We start from the raw sequence: 15,121 nt of genomic DNA, 5'->3' as shown, positions 1-15,121 counted from the left end.
GGTCTAGGACACCTTTGGCGTGTGGGAAATGCGCGGGTCGAGCCACGGGTACAGCAAATCCACCAGCAGGTTGACCAGCACAAAGGCTGCCGCCGACACCGCGACAATCGCCAGCACCACCGGGATGTCCTGGCGCAGCACGGCCTCCTGGGCCAGGCGGCCGATGCCGGAGCGGGCGAAGATGGTTTCCACCAGCACCGCGCCGGACACCGTGTTGCCCACCTGCAGGCCGATCAGGGTAAGAATCGGCAGCGCCGCGTTGCGAAACCCATGGCGCGCCTGGACCTGGCCACGGCTCAGGCCCTTGGCGTAGGCGGTGACGATATACGACTCCTGCCACACTCCCTGGAAGCTGCGCTGGAGCACTTGGGCATACACCGCCGCACTTGGAATCGCCAGGGTGATCGCCGGCAGTACCAGGCTTTCAAAGCCTCGGCTGCCGGTGGCGGGGAACCAGCCGAGGCCGAAGGCAAACACCTGGATCAGCAACAGGCCCATCCAGAACACCGGCACCGAAAACCCCAGGGAAGGCAGGCGCGCCAAGGCTTTTTTCAGCGGTTGCCAGCGAATGTAGGCGGTCAGGTAGGCCAGGCCGATGCCGCCGACCAGCGACAACACAATCGCCATGCCGGCCAGGGACAGGGTTTGCGGCAGGCGCTCGGCGAGTAACTCGGATACCGGGCGGTTCAGCGATAGGGACTGGCCGAAGTCGCCGTGCAAGGCGCCCAGCAGCAGGTCGACATATTGCTCGAACTGGCCCTTGTCCAGGCCGTAATAGGCCCGCGCCTTGGCCAGGTCGGCCACCGACAGTGAATCGGCCTCCATGCCCGAAGCACTGAGCATGATCGACAGCGTGTCGCCCGGCAGCAGATAGAGGATCAAGTAGGTGATGCTATAGGCCCCCCACAGCACCAGCAGAGCCTGGCCGACGCGTCCGATCAGGTAGCGGCTCATGGTGTGCCGATCTCGATATCACCCAGCAGCGCGAAGCCTTCGGCAGTCCAACGAAAGTTCTTCACCTTCGGCGACGTTGCCGCCTGCCACACGCGCTCGTACACCGGGAACGCCGAGCTCTCGTCGATCAGAAGGTCCTGCAGGTCGCCATAGGCGGCGGCACGCTGTGCGCCTTGGGTGGCCGTAATGCCGGCATCGAACAAGCCCTTGGCTTTTTCCAGGGTGGCCGGTTCGTAGGTGTTAGTGGCCACGGTGGAACTGTTGGCGCTGCGCGGGTCGAGGATAGTTTGCAGGATGATCGGGTCAGCGCGAGTCATATAGTTGATGGTCAGGTCGTAGTTGCCGGCGGAGTTGTTGGCCACCCATTCGGCGCGGGTCACCACGCTGAGCTTCAGCTCGATGCCGACCTTGCGCAGTTGGTCCTGGATCAGCACGTCACCCGCGGTTTCGGCCGGGCTGATGTTGTAGCTCAGGCTCAGACGCTTGCCGTTTTTGCTGCGGTAACCGTCCGCGCCCTTGGCCCAGCCGGCTTGATCCAACAGTTTTTCGGCAGCTGCCGGGTCGTAGCCGAGCTTGCTGCCCTGGCTTTTGAAGTAAGGCGTGGTCACGTCAAAGATGCCATCCACCACTGGGAACTCGGCGTTATATACGGTGCTGGCGTAGCTCTTGCGGTCGATGGACTTCTGCACGGCCAGGCGCACTTGTTGATCGGCGAGGATGCGCTCGCCACGGGTGTTGGGGTACAGGTTCAGCGCCGGGCCCGGCAGCGAGCGGCTCTGGATGGTCGCGCCCTTGGACTGGAACAGCTTGAGGTCGACCTCCGAAAACGGGTTGCGTGGCCACAGGATGTCGGCCTTGCCCTGCAGGAACAGGCCGTTGCGCACGCTCTCTTCGGGGATGTAGCTGATGTCGACGGCGTCCAGGTGTGCCTCACCCGGGTTCTTCATATTCGCCGAAGGCCACGCGTAACCCTTGCGTTTTGTCAGGCGCGCGCCGACTTCCGGGGTATAGCTGGCCAGCACAAACGGCCCGGTACCGATGATCTTGCCCAGAGAGCGTTCCTTGACCGTGAGTGCATAGGACGCGGGCGCAAGGATTGCCAAGTTGGTGGTAGAAGTGGCTTGTAAAAAGCCCGCGTTGGGTTTGGCCAGTACCAGCTTGACGGTGAAGTCGTCGACCACTTCGGCGTGGTCATAACCTGCCAGGTAGGTGGCGCCGAAGGTCGCCGGCAGCTGGGTGGCCAGCGCCTTGTCGTTGTCGAACGCGGTTTTTACCGCTTTTGCGTCGAAGCGCTCGCCGTTGCTGAACGTCACGTTGTCGCGCAAGTGAAAGGTGTAGGTCAGCGCGTCGTCACTGATCTCCCAGCTCTTGGCCAGCCAGGGGACGATCTTGCCGGTGGCCGGGTCCTGGTCGGTGAGCGACTCGGCGACATTGCGCAGCAGCACGCGGTGTTCCAGCCAGTACACCTGGAAGGGGTCAACGCTGACCAGGGTGGTGTTGTCGCCAAAAAATGCAATGTTCAGGGTTTTGTTCGCTTGCGCCTGGTCATCCGAAGGTGAGCAGGCGGCCAGGCTGATCGCCAGGGCGCAGGGGGCCAGCAGACGGCTCATCAAGTTGGAGGTGTTCAATGGGGTGCCCTCGTTTGGCGATGTGAATCAGAAGCCGTAGGCCAGCTTGGTGTAGTCGCGGTCCTTAATGTTGTTCAGCGGGTAGTAGCCGTCAGAAAACACCTCCGGCACCGCCGCGCGGCCGGTGGGCGGGTACCGCCGCCAGCAGCGAACTGGTCAACAGCGACAGGTGGAATTTTTTCAGCGGGGCGGGGTGAGAAATATCGGGCATATCGATAGAGATCCATGTCGGGGGTACGTCCTCCGCCAGGCATGGGGTCGGTCTGTGAAGTGAAGATATCTCTATAAAAAACTGCGGGGAAAGTCTTTTTTAGAATAAGCTAATTATTAGATATTGTTATCTTGTGGTTTTATAAGATCACCTATTTTTATTACCCGGCTGGTGAGGCGTGTCGGCTCGCCGTTGGATGTGCGCGACGTCATCGCCTGTCATAATTTACCCATCTCACCCCTAACCCCCACACGGAGGCCATGCCATTGATGGTGCTGTTCAATCGATTGAGCGCGTTTTCCATCCAGGCGCGCAGGGCACTGAAGCTGGTCTGGGGGACGTCGCGCCCCTTATTCATAGGCCTGCTGCTGGCCACCATCGTTGCAGGTCTGTTGCCTGCGCTGGCTGCCTGGATCGGCCAGCGTATTGTCGATGGCGTGGTGCATGCGATGCAGATTCATGCAGCCGGCAGCCAGGCACCCGTGTGGCCCGTGATGCAATACGTGCTGGCCGAGGCGGGCGTGTTGGGGCTGCTGGCCGCCGCTCAGCGTGCGTTGTCAATGCAGCAATCGTTGCTGCGGGTGCAGTTGGGGGTGAAGGTCAACCTGATGATTCTGGAGAAGGCCCAGACCCTCTCGCTCACGCAATTTGAAGACGCCGAGTTCCACGACAAGCTGGTGCGCGTGCGCCAGGGCGCGTCGACACGGCCGCTGAGCCTGGTCACCAAGGGCCTGGGGCTGGTGCAGAACCTGATCTCGCTGGTCAGCTTTGCCGTGTTGTTAGTGCACTTTTCGCCGTGGGCGCTGGTGATTCTGGTGGTCGGCGCCTTACCGGTTTTCTTCGCCGAGACGCATTTCTCGGGCAATGCGTTTCGCCTGTTCCACCGGCGTGCGCCGGAGACCCGTCAGCAGAATTACCTGGAATCGCTGCTGTCCCATGAGACCCACGCCAAAGAGGTCAAGCTGTTCGGCCTGGCGCCGCTGTTCCTCAAGCGCTACCGCGACAACGCCCGGCGCTTGTACGCCGAAGACCGCCAGTTGACGGTGCGCCGGGATGCCTGGGGCTTTGCCCTGGGCCTGCTGGGCACCGCGGCGTTTTATGTGGCTTACGCCTGGGTGGTGCTGGACACCGTGCGCGGTCAGACCAGCCTGGGGCAGATGACCATGTACATCGTGCTGTTCAAGCAGGGGCAAAGCGCGATCACCGCCAGCCTCAGCGCGATTGCCGGCCTGTATGACGACAGTCTGTTTCTCTCAGACCTTTATGAGTACCTGCTAACCCCAGTGGTCGTGCCGAGTGGCCGGCTTACCCAGGGCGCGCTTCCCGGCGACGGTCTGCGTTGCGAGCACGTGGGGTTCAGTTACCCCGGCGCTGAGCGGCCGGCATTGGCTGACATCAACCTGCACTTGGCGCCGGGGCAAAGCCTGGCCCTGGTGGGCGAGAATGGCTCGGGCAAAACCAGCCTGATCAAACTGCTCACGCGCCTGTATACCCCGCACGAGGGGCGTATTCTGCTGGATGGCAGCGACTTGCAAGACTGGGATGAACAGACACTGCGCCAGCGCATTGGGGTGATTTTTCAGGATTACATCCGCTACCAGATGACCGTCGGCGAGAACCTTGGCGTGGGTGACGTCGATGCGTTGAACGACGAGCCGCGCTGGCGCACGGCTGCAACCCAGGGGGTGGCCGCCGAGTTCATCGAACGCCTGAGCAAGACCTACGGCACACAGTTAGGGCGCTGGCTTGGCGGCCAGGAGTTGTCGGGTGGGCAATGGCAGAAGGTTGCCTTGTCAAGCGCATATATGCGCCAGGAGGCGGATCTGCTGATTCTTGACGAGCCGACGGCGGCGCTGGACGCCGGCGCCGAGGCGGCGGTGTTCGAGCACTTTCGCGAACACGCCAAGGGCCGCATGACATTGTTGATTTCCCATCGATTCTCCAGCGTGCGCAATGCCGACCACATCATCGTGCTGGACGGCGGGCGAATCCTGGAGGAGGGCAGTCATCATCAACTGATGGCGGCGGGTAGGCGCTATGCCGAGTTGTTCGATGTTCAGGCGCGGGGGTATCGCTAGGTCGCGAGCGCCACGCCCGACGATACCTCCAGGGTATCCCTCCAGACTTTATCCATATTGGACGCCCCCCTACCCAAGCGTCAGCCTGAGCCCAATAACGATAAAAGAGTCGCGACCATGACCGTGCTATTGAGTGAGCGCAGCCAGATTTTCCAGGGTGCCGATGCCTACGCGGTGTCGGACTACGTCAACCAGCATGTGGGCAGCCACTGCATTCGCCTGCCTCCCAGGGGCCGGCCGCGGGCAAGTATCAGCCATCGCACCTTCGCCAGCCTGGACCTGTGCCGCATCAGCTACGGTGCACCGGTGCGGGTCATGTCGGTGGCGCTGGAGACCATCTACCACCTGCAGATCCTCTTGAGCGGGCATTGCCGCTCCAACTCCCGTGGCGAGGAGGATGTGTTCGGGCCGGGGGAAATCCTGCTGATCAACCCGGACGACCCGGTAGACCTGACCTATTCCGCCGACTGCGAAAAATTCATCATCAAACTGCCGGTGCGCCTGCTGGAAAACGCCTGCCTGGAGCAGCACTGGAGCCTGCCGCGGGCGGGGGTCCGCTTCACGACGGCCCGTCACGCGCTCAGTGAAATGGGCGGCTTCCTGCCGTTGCTCGGGTTGAGCTGCCATGAGGCGGAAAACGCTGCCGAGCCCAACATGCAAGGCCTGTACGAACGCATCGTGGCCAACAAGCTGCTGGCATTGCTAGGCAGCAATGTGTTGCGGGTGACCCCCCGGGCTGCCCACGGCGGTGGGTTTGAAGCGGTGCACGAATTTATCCAGCAGCACTTGGGCGATGACATCAGCGTCGAGCAGTTGATGGCCGTGGCCAACGTCAGTGAACGTTCGCTGTACAGCCTATTTGAGCGCCAGGTGGGGCTGTCGCCGCGCGATTACGTACGCCGCTGCAAACTCGAACGCGTACATGCACGCTTGCAGCTAAGCAGCACGCGCAGCGTGACCGAGGTGGCTTTGGACCATGGGTTCATGCACTTGGGACGGTTTTCCGAGGCCTATCGCAAACGCTTCGGCGAACTGCCGTCGCAGACCTGGAAACGCCATCGTTAAGCGACGTGCGCCTGGCGGATAGCGATGTGCAGGCAGCGGATATTGACGGGCAGGGCGAACACGTACGGTGAGGGCGCCTGATACAAGAACAACGGAGGGCCCGCCCCATGATCAGTACACTCGACCGACTCGCCTGCCAAGTGCGCGAGTCCGTACAGGAAGACCCCGCCACTGGGGTATTCCGCTGCCGCCGCGACATCTTCACCGACCCCGACCTGTTTGCCCTGGAGATGAAACACATCTTCGAAGGCGGCTGGATCTACCTGGCCCATGAAAGCCAGGTGCCGCAGATCAACGATTACTTCACCACCTGGATCGGCCGCCAGCCGGTGGTCATCACCCGTGACAAGCATGGCGCGCTGCATGGTCTGGTCAACGCCTGCGCGCATCGCGGCGCCATGTTGTGCCGGCGCAAACAAGGCAACAAGGGCTCATTCACTTGCCCCTTCCATGGTTGGACGTTCAGCAACGCCGGCAAGCTGCTCAAGGTAAAGGACGCAAAGACCGGCGCCTACCCGGACAGCTTCGACTGCGACGGCTCCCATGACCTCAAGCGCTTGGCGCGCTTTGAAAACTACCGCGGTTTCCTGTTTGCCAGCCTCAGCGATGCGGTGCCGGAACTCAGCGATTACTTGGGCGAAACCCGCGTCATCATCGACCAGATGGTCGACCAGGCCCCTTTGGGCCTGGAGGTGCTGCGCGGCAGCTCATCCTATGTCTATGACGGCAACTGGAAGCTGCAAATCGAAAACGGCGCCGACGGTTACCACGTCAGCTCCGTGCACTGGAACTACTCGGCGACCATGGGCCGGCGCAACTACGACGCCGAAGGCACGCGCACCGTCGACGCCAATGGCTGGTCGAAAAGCCTGGGCGGCGTCTACGCCTTCGACCACGGGCATATCCTGCTGTGGACGCGCCTGCTCAACCCCGAAGTGCGCCCGGTGCACGCTCACCGCGAGGCCTTGGCCGAACGCCTGGGCCAAGCGCGCGCCGACTTTATCGTTGATCAGACCCGCAACCTCTGCCTCTACCCCAATGTGTACCTGATGGACCAGTTCTCGACCCAGATCCGCGTGGTGCGGCCCCTCGCCGTGGACAAAACCGAAGTGACAATCTATTGCATGGCTCCCATCGGCGAAAGCGCCGAGGAGCGCGCCACGCGGATTCGCCAGTACGAAGACTTCTTCAATGTCAGCGGCATGGGCACCCCGGACGACCTCGAAGAGTTCCGTGCCTGCCAGACCGGTTACCAGGGCGCGAGCACCCTGTGGAATGACTTGAGCCGTGGCGCCAAGCAGTGGGTCGAGGGCGCGGACGAAAATGCCTTGGCCATGGGTATGAAACCGCAGCTCAGCGGGGTCAAGACCGAGGACGAGGGCTTGTTTGTGCGCCAGCATGCGCACTGGGCCCAAAGCCTGCAGCGTGCGATCGAGCGCGAACAGCAAGGGCTGATTGCCAGCGACCGTGAGGTGCAGCCATGAGCCTTGCCCGTGACCACCTGCTGGATTTTCTTTACCGTGAGGCGCGCCTGCTCGACGACCGCCAATGGGATGACTGGCTGGCCTGCTATTCGCCCAAGGCCGAGTTCTGGATGCCCGCCTGGGACGATCACGACACCCTCACCGAAGACCCGCAGCGCGAAATCTCGCTGATCTACTACCCCAACCGTGACGGCCTGGAAGACCGCATCTTTCGCATCAAGACTGAGCGCTCCAGCGCCAGCACGCCCGAGCCGCGCACCGTGCACATGCTGTGCAACCTCGAAGTGCTGGCCGACGACGGCGCGCAGGTGGACCTGCGTTTCAACTGGCACACCCTCAGCCACCGCTACAAAACCACCGACAGTTATTTCGGTACCTCCTTCTATCGCCTCGACATCCGTGCCGAGCAGCCGCTGATAACGCGCAAGAAAGTGGTGCTTAAAAACGATTACATCCACCAGGTCATCGACATCTACCACATCTGAGGACACCGCCATGACGTATGCCATCGCCCTGAACTTCGAGGATGGAGTGACCCGCTTCATCGACTGCAAGGCGGGGGAAAAGGTGCTCGATGCCGCCTTCCGCCAACGCATCAACCTGCCCATGGACTGCTCGGACGGCGTGTGCGGTACGTGCAAATGCCGCTGTGAAACCGGCGCCTATGACTTGGGCGACGACTTTATCGACGACGCCCTGAGCGCCGACGAAGCGCAGGCGCGCCAGGTACTGACCTGCCAAATGGTGCCGCAGTCCGACTGCGTGATCGCCGTGCCGGTGCCGTCGAGCGCCTGCAAGACCGGCACCACGCACTTTGCCGCGACGCTGGCCGGCATCACCCGACATGCCGATGCCGCGCTGGAGGTGAGTTTCGAACTGGACCAAGCGCCGGTATTCCTGCCCGGCCAGTACGTGAATATCAGCGTGCCCGACAGTGGGCAAACACGTGCTTACTCCTTCAGCAGTCGCCCGGGCGACCCGCGCGCCAGCTTCCTGATCAAGCACGTGCCCGGCGGGTTGTTGAGCAGTTGGCTCGAGCGCGCCCAGCCGGGCGACAGCGTGGCGATCACCGGCCCACTGGGGAGTTTCTACCTGCGTGAGGTGGCGCGGCCGCTGCTGTTACTGGCCGGTGGTACCGGCCTGGCGCCGTTCCTGTCGATGCTTGAAGTGCTCGTGCAGCGCCAGGAAACCCGCCCGATCCGGTTGATCTACGGCGTAACGCGGGATCAGGACCTGGTGATGATCGAGGCGTTGCAGGCTTTTACCGCGCGTTTGCCCGACTTCAACCTGGTGACCTGCGTGGCTGATCCGCACACCACTCACCCGCGCCAGGGCTATGTGACCCAGCACATGGCCGACGAAGCCCTCAATGGCGGCGATGTCGACGTGTACCTGTGCGGCCCGCCGCCGATGGTCGATGCGGTGCGCGAGCACTTCAAGCAGCAGGGCGTGACCCCGGCCAGCTTCCATTACGAGAAATTCACCCCTAACGCCGTCGCCACGTGCGATGCCGCCTGAGGACTGCCGCATGACTCAACGGTTTAACAACAAGGTCGCGCTGGTCACCGGCGCTGCGCAAGGCATCGGCCGGCGTGTCGCCGAACGCTTGCTGGAGGAGGGTGCCTGGCTGGTTGCGGTGGATCGCTCCGAGTTCGTGCATGAATTGCAGCATGAGCGAGCGCTACTGCTGACCGCCGACCTGGAACAATACAGCGAGTGCGCGCGGGTGATGGCCGCCGCCACGGCGCGTTTCGGGCGCATCGACGTGCTGGTCAATAACGTCGGCGGGACCATCTGGGCCAAGCCTTTTGAGCATTACGCCGAAGCTGAAATCGAGGCCGAAGTGCGCCGCTCGCTGTTCCCCACGCTGTGGTGCTGCCATTGCGTGCTGCCCTATATGCTGGAGCAGGGCGCGGGCGCGATCGTCAACGTGTCTTCCGTGGCTACGCGTGGTGTCAATCGCGTGCCCTATGGCGCAGCCAAGGGCGGCGTGAATGCCTTGACGGCCTGCCTGGCCCTGGAGACTGCAGGCAGCGGGATTCGCGTCAACGCCACCGCGCCCGGCGGCACCGAGGCACCGCCACGGCGCATCCCGCGTAACAGCCACCCGCAGAGCGAGCAGGAGCGTGTGTGGTACCAGCAGATCGTCGACCAGACCCTCGAGAGCAGCTCGATGAAACGCTACGGCAGCATCGACGAACAAGCTGGCGCAATTCTGTTCCTGGCCTGCGACGAGGCCTCCTACATCACCGGCGTGACCTTGCCGGTGGGCGGTGGCGACCTCGGCTAAGGCTTTTTCCATCAGATGACATGGGCTCTCCTTTTCAAACCATCCAAGGCATGCCCTCAGGTGTGCCCCAATGGAGCAATCCACTGGAGATGGATGGGGCTTCATGGTCTATGAAAAGGCAGAAATGATCAGATAAACAGCTGCCAGACGGCCACTAGAGACTCTCAGGATCCCCGAAAAACATTTTGACTGGGCTCTAGAGCAATACTTTCAGGCAGAAAAATTCCAAATATGCCCCCAGTTTTGCCCCCAGTTGCGCGTAGTGCGCGGGCGATCGCGATTGGCGATTTCTGAGGCGGAGCAGGGTGGCTAACGACTGTGGATTCGACCGGTCGATGCAACAGATTGGCCAGTGGCAACCGACTGAAATCGACCCTCAACAGCCACCGGGGTTGGTGAAACTTCAATGGTGCCTTCCAGAACCGTTTCGGACATCGGCTGCAACTTGTAGCCGGGTGTGTGCCCATAATCCATGCAATGTGAGAGGGCGCGGTTGCCTCTAGCTCATCCCTTGCTCTCAGGAAACATGCATCCGCCCCTGCGGACCAGAGCCTTCAACTCTTCGCTCACCTGCGTGGGGTCTTGAGTTAAACGGGTCACGAACTCCTCAAGGTCCCGTGCGTACGACTTCGAATCGTGCTTCGCGCTCCAAAGAACGATGTTGAGCACGATGGGGATGAGGTCCAGGCCTTTCTCTGTCAGCGTATAGAAATCCTTGCGCCTGTCGTCGGGGTTGGGGGCCTTCGAGAGAACTCCTTGTCCTTCAAGGAAGGCGAGGCGGGACGCAAGGACATTGGACGCGATACCTTCTTCCGACTTCAGGAACTGGCCATAGGTCTTCTTACCCGCAAAAACGATGTCGCGAATGATCAAGAGCGACCATCGGTCGCCGAAGATCTCCACGCCATAGTTCACTGCGCAATGGGACCGAATGTCTTCTTTAGATGTGGTTTTCATGGGGGGATCTTAACATCACTTGCATGGTGCAAGTAAACTCCTGTTATTCGCTTGCGCTTTGCAAGTGAAGCGACCAGCATGGTTAGGACATTGAACGCGAATACTCAGCCGTAAAGGAGATCCCCGTGTACGACACAACCAAGTTATCCGAGTTGCTCCGGTTCGCACGCGTGGATGCAGGCTCCACCGTCATCGACGTTTACCCAGGCGACGGCGAATGGACCCGTCTGTTCTCCGACACCGTGGGGCCAAAAGGGCGGGTCTACAGCTTTGTGCCAGCCGAAGTCGCCCACTTCAAGAACGATCCGCTCGGCAGCATGCAGGCGCTCGCGAAGGAGGCGGGCCGGGAGAATGTCGAAGCCGTCTCCGCCGACCTGACCGCGATGCCGGAGGTCACGCAACCGGCGGATGTCCTGTGGCTGCACCTGTTCTACCACGATCTCCACACTGATCTGATGAAGGCGAGGGGCGCCACGGCCGCCGACTTCAATCGAGCCGTCTTTGAGCGGCTGAAGCCTGGTGGGGCCTACGTCATCATCGACCACGCCGCCGCCATCGGGACGGGCGCGAGCAATGCCCAGTCACTGCATCGGATTGAGCCCGCATCCGTTCACAAGGAGGTGGAAGCGGCCGGTTTTGTACTGGACGCGCAAAGCACTTTGCTCGCGAACAAGGACGATCCACACTCGATCAAGGCGTTCGATCCCGCCATCAAGGGCGAGACAGATCGCTTCGTCTATCGGTTCGTGAAGCCCTGACAGGTCACGACGCCGTCTTCATGGGAAGGGGTCGGTAGTAGCAGTCGACCAGGTGGCTTGGACAAGGCCATTCTGGTCGCGAGGTTTCTGATCTCGGGAAAGATACATCCGCGATTGCGGACCAGCGCCTTCACCTCTTTGTCGACCTGCCAGGGGCTTCGATGTAGTCGAGCCACCACCCTCATGATCAAGAGCGACCACCGGTCGCCGAAGATCTCCACGCCATAGTTCACTGCGCCGATGGAACCGAATGTCTTCTTTAGATATTGATTTCATAGGTGATTCTTAACATTGCTTGCATAACGAAAGTAAATTTCTGCAATTCACTTGCTTTTTGCAAGTGAGGCGATCAGCATGGTTCGCAGGTTGAACGCAGTCACCGGATCACGCCGGCAGTCCTTGAATGGTCAACCCATATCTGTAAGGAAACTGCACATGAGCACTATCAGCATCATCGGCTCAGGTGGCATGGCCGCAGCGATCGGCGGCCTTGCCGCCAAAGCCGGACACACCGTCGAGGTGATGAGTCGTGACGCCACCAAGGCGCGGGCGCTGGCCGAGCAGATCGGAGCTGGCGCGACGACAGGAACGTTCGGCACCGCCCCGGCCGGGGATATTGTGATCCTGGCGGTTCCCTATTCAGCGGTTCTCGAGGTGGTGACGCAGTACGGCGAAGAATTGGCAGGCAAGCTTCTTGTCGACATTACCAACCCCGTCGCCCCTGACTTCAAAAGCTTTGTGACCCCTGAGGACAGTTTCGGCGCGCAGGAAATCGCCAAAGCTGCGCCAGCCGGCGCCGAAGTCATCAAGGCGTTCAACACCCATTTCTCCCACGTCCTGGCTGCCGGTCCTGTCGAAGGCCACTCGCTGGGCGTGTTCATCGCTGGAGACGACGCGCAGGCGAAGGGACGTGTCTCGGCGTTCGTCGAAGGTCTCGGGCTGCGGCCGTTTGACGTTGGGCTACTGCCCATGGCGCGGACGCTGGAGCACGTCTGCCTGCTGTCGCTGGGTCTCATGACCCACTCCGTCAAGCACACCAGGTTCTCAATCGGCGTCAGCTTTCTCGGCTGAGTGCACTCGCATAACTTTTCGCATCACATCACTTACAAGGAACACCAACATGCACGTATTCGTCACTGGCGGGACCGGTCATTCCGGTCCATACATCATCTCCGACCTCATCGCCGCCGGCCACGAGGTCACTGCGTTGGCCCGGTCGGACAGTGCGGCGCAGGCGCTCACTGCGCTTGGCGCAAAGGTGCGTCGCGGTGATCTCGATGATCTCGACGGGCTCAAGGAGGCGGCTGCAGCCGCCGACGGCGTGATCCATGTAGCGCACAGACAAGACTTGCTTCCGGTCGGCGGGCTCGACGCTGTTGCCGCAGCGGAAGTCCAGATCATGCTCGCCTACGGTGATGCACTGGCTGGAACGGGAAAACCGCTGGTCGTGTCGGGAAGCATCGGTTCGCCAACTAACGTGGGGTGGCCGGTTCCTGGGCCGCTGCAGAGCCGACCGGCGACCGAGGAGGATCCGGCTCTTTCTCCGGCTGGCGATCAATATAAGGGCTCCCTGCGGGTTCGTAACATCGTGGAGCTTACCGTCATCGGTCTCGCAGAGCGGGGCGTGCGGTCTTCGGTCGTGCGCATTTCTGAAATCATGCACAGCTCAACCGACAAGGCCGGTTTCCTTCAGGTCCTGATCGGGCAAGCAAAGGAAAAGGGCGTCGTTGGCTTTCCCGGCGACGGCTCCAACCGGTGGGCGGCAGTGCATGCCCGCGACCTCGCTACCCTGTTCCGCCTGGCGCTGGAGAAGGGTCCCGCTGGCAGATGCTGGCACGCGGTTGCCGAAGGGTCTATCCCGTACCGCGAGATCGCGGAGGCCATTGGCAGCCGTCTGAACCTTCCCGCCGTGCCCATTCCCGTTGACGTAATGATGGGGCCAGGTTTCTTCGGCTTCCTCGCGAACTTGGTAACGCTGGATACCCCGGCGTCGAACGATATCACGCGCCAGACTCTCGGCTGGGCACCAGTGCAGCCCGGCCTGTTTGCCGATATGGACAATGGCCACTACTTCCCTGCCGCCTGAGTGATCATCAGGCTATTCGCCGAGTCGCAAATCGTCCGGCGAACAGCGACGTCGCGATCCGTTCGCCCCGAGCATGGCAGAAGGGCGGCGGATGCTGCCCGGCACGCACGGGATACTAATCGGGGGAAGCCCATTCAGAGACAGCGGGCAATACCCCAACTCATTTGGAGATTACACATGAGCACTATCAGCATCATCGGTTCAGGAGGCATGGCCGCGGCGATCGCCGGTCGTACCGCCAAAGCGGGATACACCGTTGAGGTGGTCAGCCGCGACCCGGCCAAGGCGCAAGCATTGGCCGACCAGCTCGCAGCAGGAGCGACCACAGGGAAGTACGAGGCCCCTCCAGCCGGCGAAATCGTCATTCTCGCCGTGCCTTACACTGGTGCGGCGTCGGTGGTGGCCGACTACGGGGACGCGCTCGACGGCAAGGTGATCATCGACATCACCAATACGGCCTCCCCGGACCTCTCGGGCCTTGTCTCTCCCGCCGGCAGTTCTGGTGCGCAGGAGATCGCCAAGATCGCCCCCGCCAGCGCGCATGTCGTAAAGGCGTTCAACACGCTTTTCGGCCATGTCCTTGCCAAAGGAGGGCGCCTCGACACGTTCATCGCCGCCGACGATCCAGAAGTCAAGGCACGCGTCTCGACTTTCATCGAGAGTCTTGGGCTGCGCCCGCTGGATGTCGGCGGCCTGCACATGGCGCAGACGCTCGAGGCGCTCGGCCTGATGATGATCGGCCTTGCAAAAAATGGTGCCGGTACTTGGGATATCGCCTTGAACGTCGAGATCGGCTGAGTCGCCGACACCCGTCAGGTCCATTGCGTCGCGATCTGAAAAGAGATGGCGAGATTTCGATGAACGCGCAAGAGTATGTTCAGATCGTGAAGGATGCGTTTGCAGCCACCGGCCGCGCCGATATGCAAGGTCTGCTAACGTGGGCTGCCGAAGATATCGATTGAATCATTCCGGGCGAGGACTGACCGCTGGCCGGCACGCGCCGCTGGCACTCAGGATTGGTGGATCTGTTTCGGACGCAATTCGACACGATGGAAACTTTTCTCATGGAAACCGGCGAGGTTGCGGCGTAGGGAGACCGGGTGCTGGTCATTGGTCTCGCTAGTGGGAGGATTGAGGTTGCGAACTAGGACATGGGAGGACGATTGGCTCTTCGCCATTACTGTGCGAAATGGAAAACTGACCAACATCCGGGCGTATATCGATGCGCAAGGACTGGCGCGGGCCTCCGAAATGTATTCGGGCTCCAGGCTTTGATCAACGAGAGCATCACCATGTCGGTGAATACTCTTGGCACCGGCCCCCGTTGTAGGGGCTCTAGCGACGTTTGCCTACAGGTTACCGACATCCTGGCGCAGGAGCAGAGCGCTATTGCCTCGCTGTCCGTCGCTCTGGGGGGCGGATGCCAGCACATTCGATCTAGATGTTTTCTCCCAATGATTCCGCCTACTAATGCCAGCCAGAGCTCTCAGGAACGGATCGCTGTGCTGGCCGCCCCCGAGTAGCTGACCGTCCGGCAACTGGTCCTCCGTCTCGGGGGATGCGCAGGGTTGCCCTTGGTCGGCGTTGAGCAGACCGTCGCCGATGAGATG

At 61.5% G+C, this 15,121-nt stretch carries 13 protein-coding genes; 10 read left to right on the top strand and 3 right to left on the bottom strand.

The genetic code is table 11. The annotated features are described in order from the left end of the window. Nucleotides 1-3: 3 nt before the first annotated feature. Together MF6394_RS13745 and MF6394_RS13740 are read right to left on the bottom strand one after the other, a co-directional pair. Nucleotides 4-954, bottom strand: coding sequence for an ABC transporter permease (locus MF6394_RS13745; RefSeq protein WP_078466841.1), 951 nt, complete (start codon nucleotides 952-954; stop codon nucleotides 4-6). Further along, nucleotides 951-2,564 (bottom strand): ABC transporter substrate-binding protein, encoded by a 1,614-nt coding sequence (locus MF6394_RS13740; RefSeq protein WP_078466872.1) that lies wholly within the window; start codon nucleotides 2,562-2,564, stop codon nucleotides 951-953. The genes MF6394_RS13745 and MF6394_RS13740 overlap by 4 nt, the downstream gene beginning before the upstream one ends. Before the next feature lie 498 nt (nucleotides 2,565-3,062). Here MF6394_RS13740 and MF6394_RS13735 point away from each other — a divergent pair, with 498 nt between their 5' ends. The 6 genes from MF6394_RS13735 (at nucleotide 3,063) to MF6394_RS13710 (ending at nucleotide 9,710) form a co-directional block, all read left to right on the top strand. Beyond that, nucleotides 3,063-4,871: an ABC transporter ATP-binding protein gene (locus MF6394_RS13735; RefSeq protein WP_078466871.1), complete on the top strand. Its 1,809-nt coding sequence runs from the start codon at nucleotides 3,063-3,065 to the stop codon at nucleotides 4,869-4,871. Between the two features lie 117 nt (nucleotides 4,872-4,988). After that, nucleotides 4,989-5,936, top strand: coding sequence for an AraC family transcriptional regulator (locus MF6394_RS13730; RefSeq protein ID WP_078466840.1), 948 nt, complete (start codon nucleotides 4,989-4,991; stop codon nucleotides 5,934-5,936). Nucleotides 5,937-6,043: 107 nt separating this feature from the next. Further along, entirely contained in the window at nucleotides 6,044-7,420 is a 1,377-nt protein-coding gene (locus MF6394_RS13725) for a Rieske 2Fe-2S domain-containing protein (RefSeq protein WP_078466839.1), read from the top strand. Beyond that, on the top strand, nucleotides 7,417-7,905 hold the full coding sequence (gene benB, locus MF6394_RS13720; protein ID WP_034135573.1) for a benzoate 1,2-dioxygenase small subunit: 489 nt from the start codon (nucleotides 7,417-7,419) through the stop codon (nucleotides 7,903-7,905). Before MF6394_RS13725 ends, benB begins: the two co-directional genes overlap by 4 nt. A 10-nt stretch (nucleotides 7,906-7,915) precedes the next feature. After that, nucleotides 7,916-8,938, top strand: a complete 1,023-nt coding sequence (gene benC / locus MF6394_RS13715) for a benzoate 1,2-dioxygenase electron transfer component BenC (protein WP_078466838.1) — start codon at nucleotides 7,916-7,918, stop codon at nucleotides 8,936-8,938. 10 nt (nucleotides 8,939-8,948) lie between these two features. Then, nucleotides 8,949-9,710, top strand: a complete 762-nt coding sequence (locus tag MF6394_RS13710) for a 1,6-dihydroxycyclohexa-2,4-diene-1-carboxylate dehydrogenase (RefSeq protein ID WP_047710805.1) — start codon at nucleotides 8,949-8,951, stop codon at nucleotides 9,708-9,710. A 504-nt stretch (nucleotides 9,711-10,214) separates the two neighbouring features. Here MF6394_RS13710 and MF6394_RS13705 read toward each other — a convergent pair. Then, nucleotides 10,215-10,667: a winged helix-turn-helix transcriptional regulator gene (locus MF6394_RS13705; protein WP_070413436.1), complete on the bottom strand. Its 453-nt coding sequence runs from the start codon at nucleotides 10,665-10,667 to the stop codon at nucleotides 10,215-10,217. Between the two features lie 125 nt (nucleotides 10,668-10,792). Between MF6394_RS13705 and MF6394_RS13700 the strand changes: the two genes are divergently transcribed. The 4 genes from MF6394_RS13700 (at nucleotide 10,793) to MF6394_RS13685 (ending at nucleotide 14,309) form a co-directional block, all read left to right on the top strand. Further along, nucleotides 10,793-11,425: a class I SAM-dependent methyltransferase gene (locus tag MF6394_RS13700; RefSeq protein ID WP_070413437.1), complete on the top strand. Its 633-nt coding sequence runs from the start codon at nucleotides 10,793-10,795 to the stop codon at nucleotides 11,423-11,425. Between the two features lie 435 nt (nucleotides 11,426-11,860). Beyond that, complete coding sequence (locus MF6394_RS13695) at nucleotides 11,861-12,496, top strand: NADPH-dependent F420 reductase (protein WP_070413438.1); 636 nt, start codon at nucleotides 11,861-11,863, stop codon at nucleotides 12,494-12,496. 49 nt (nucleotides 12,497-12,545) lie between these two features. Beyond that, nucleotides 12,546-13,511 (top strand): SDR family oxidoreductase, encoded by a 966-nt coding sequence (locus MF6394_RS13690; protein WP_070413439.1) that lies wholly within the window; start codon nucleotides 12,546-12,548, stop codon nucleotides 13,509-13,511. Nucleotides 13,512-13,688: 177 nt separating this feature from the next. Beyond that, on the top strand, nucleotides 13,689-14,309 hold the full coding sequence (locus MF6394_RS13685) for an NADPH-dependent F420 reductase (protein ID WP_070413440.1): 621 nt from the start codon (nucleotides 13,689-13,691) through the stop codon (nucleotides 14,307-14,309). The last annotated feature ends 812 nt before the right edge of the window (nucleotides 14,310-15,121 follow it).

It is taken from the genome of Pseudomonas sp. MF6394 (assembly GCF_002018845.1).
In the GTDB taxonomy this organism is placed as follows: Bacteria; Pseudomonadota; Gammaproteobacteria; order Pseudomonadales; family Pseudomonadaceae; genus Aquipseudomonas; species Aquipseudomonas lactis.
This window is presented reverse-complemented; position numbering and strand designations above follow the sequence as displayed.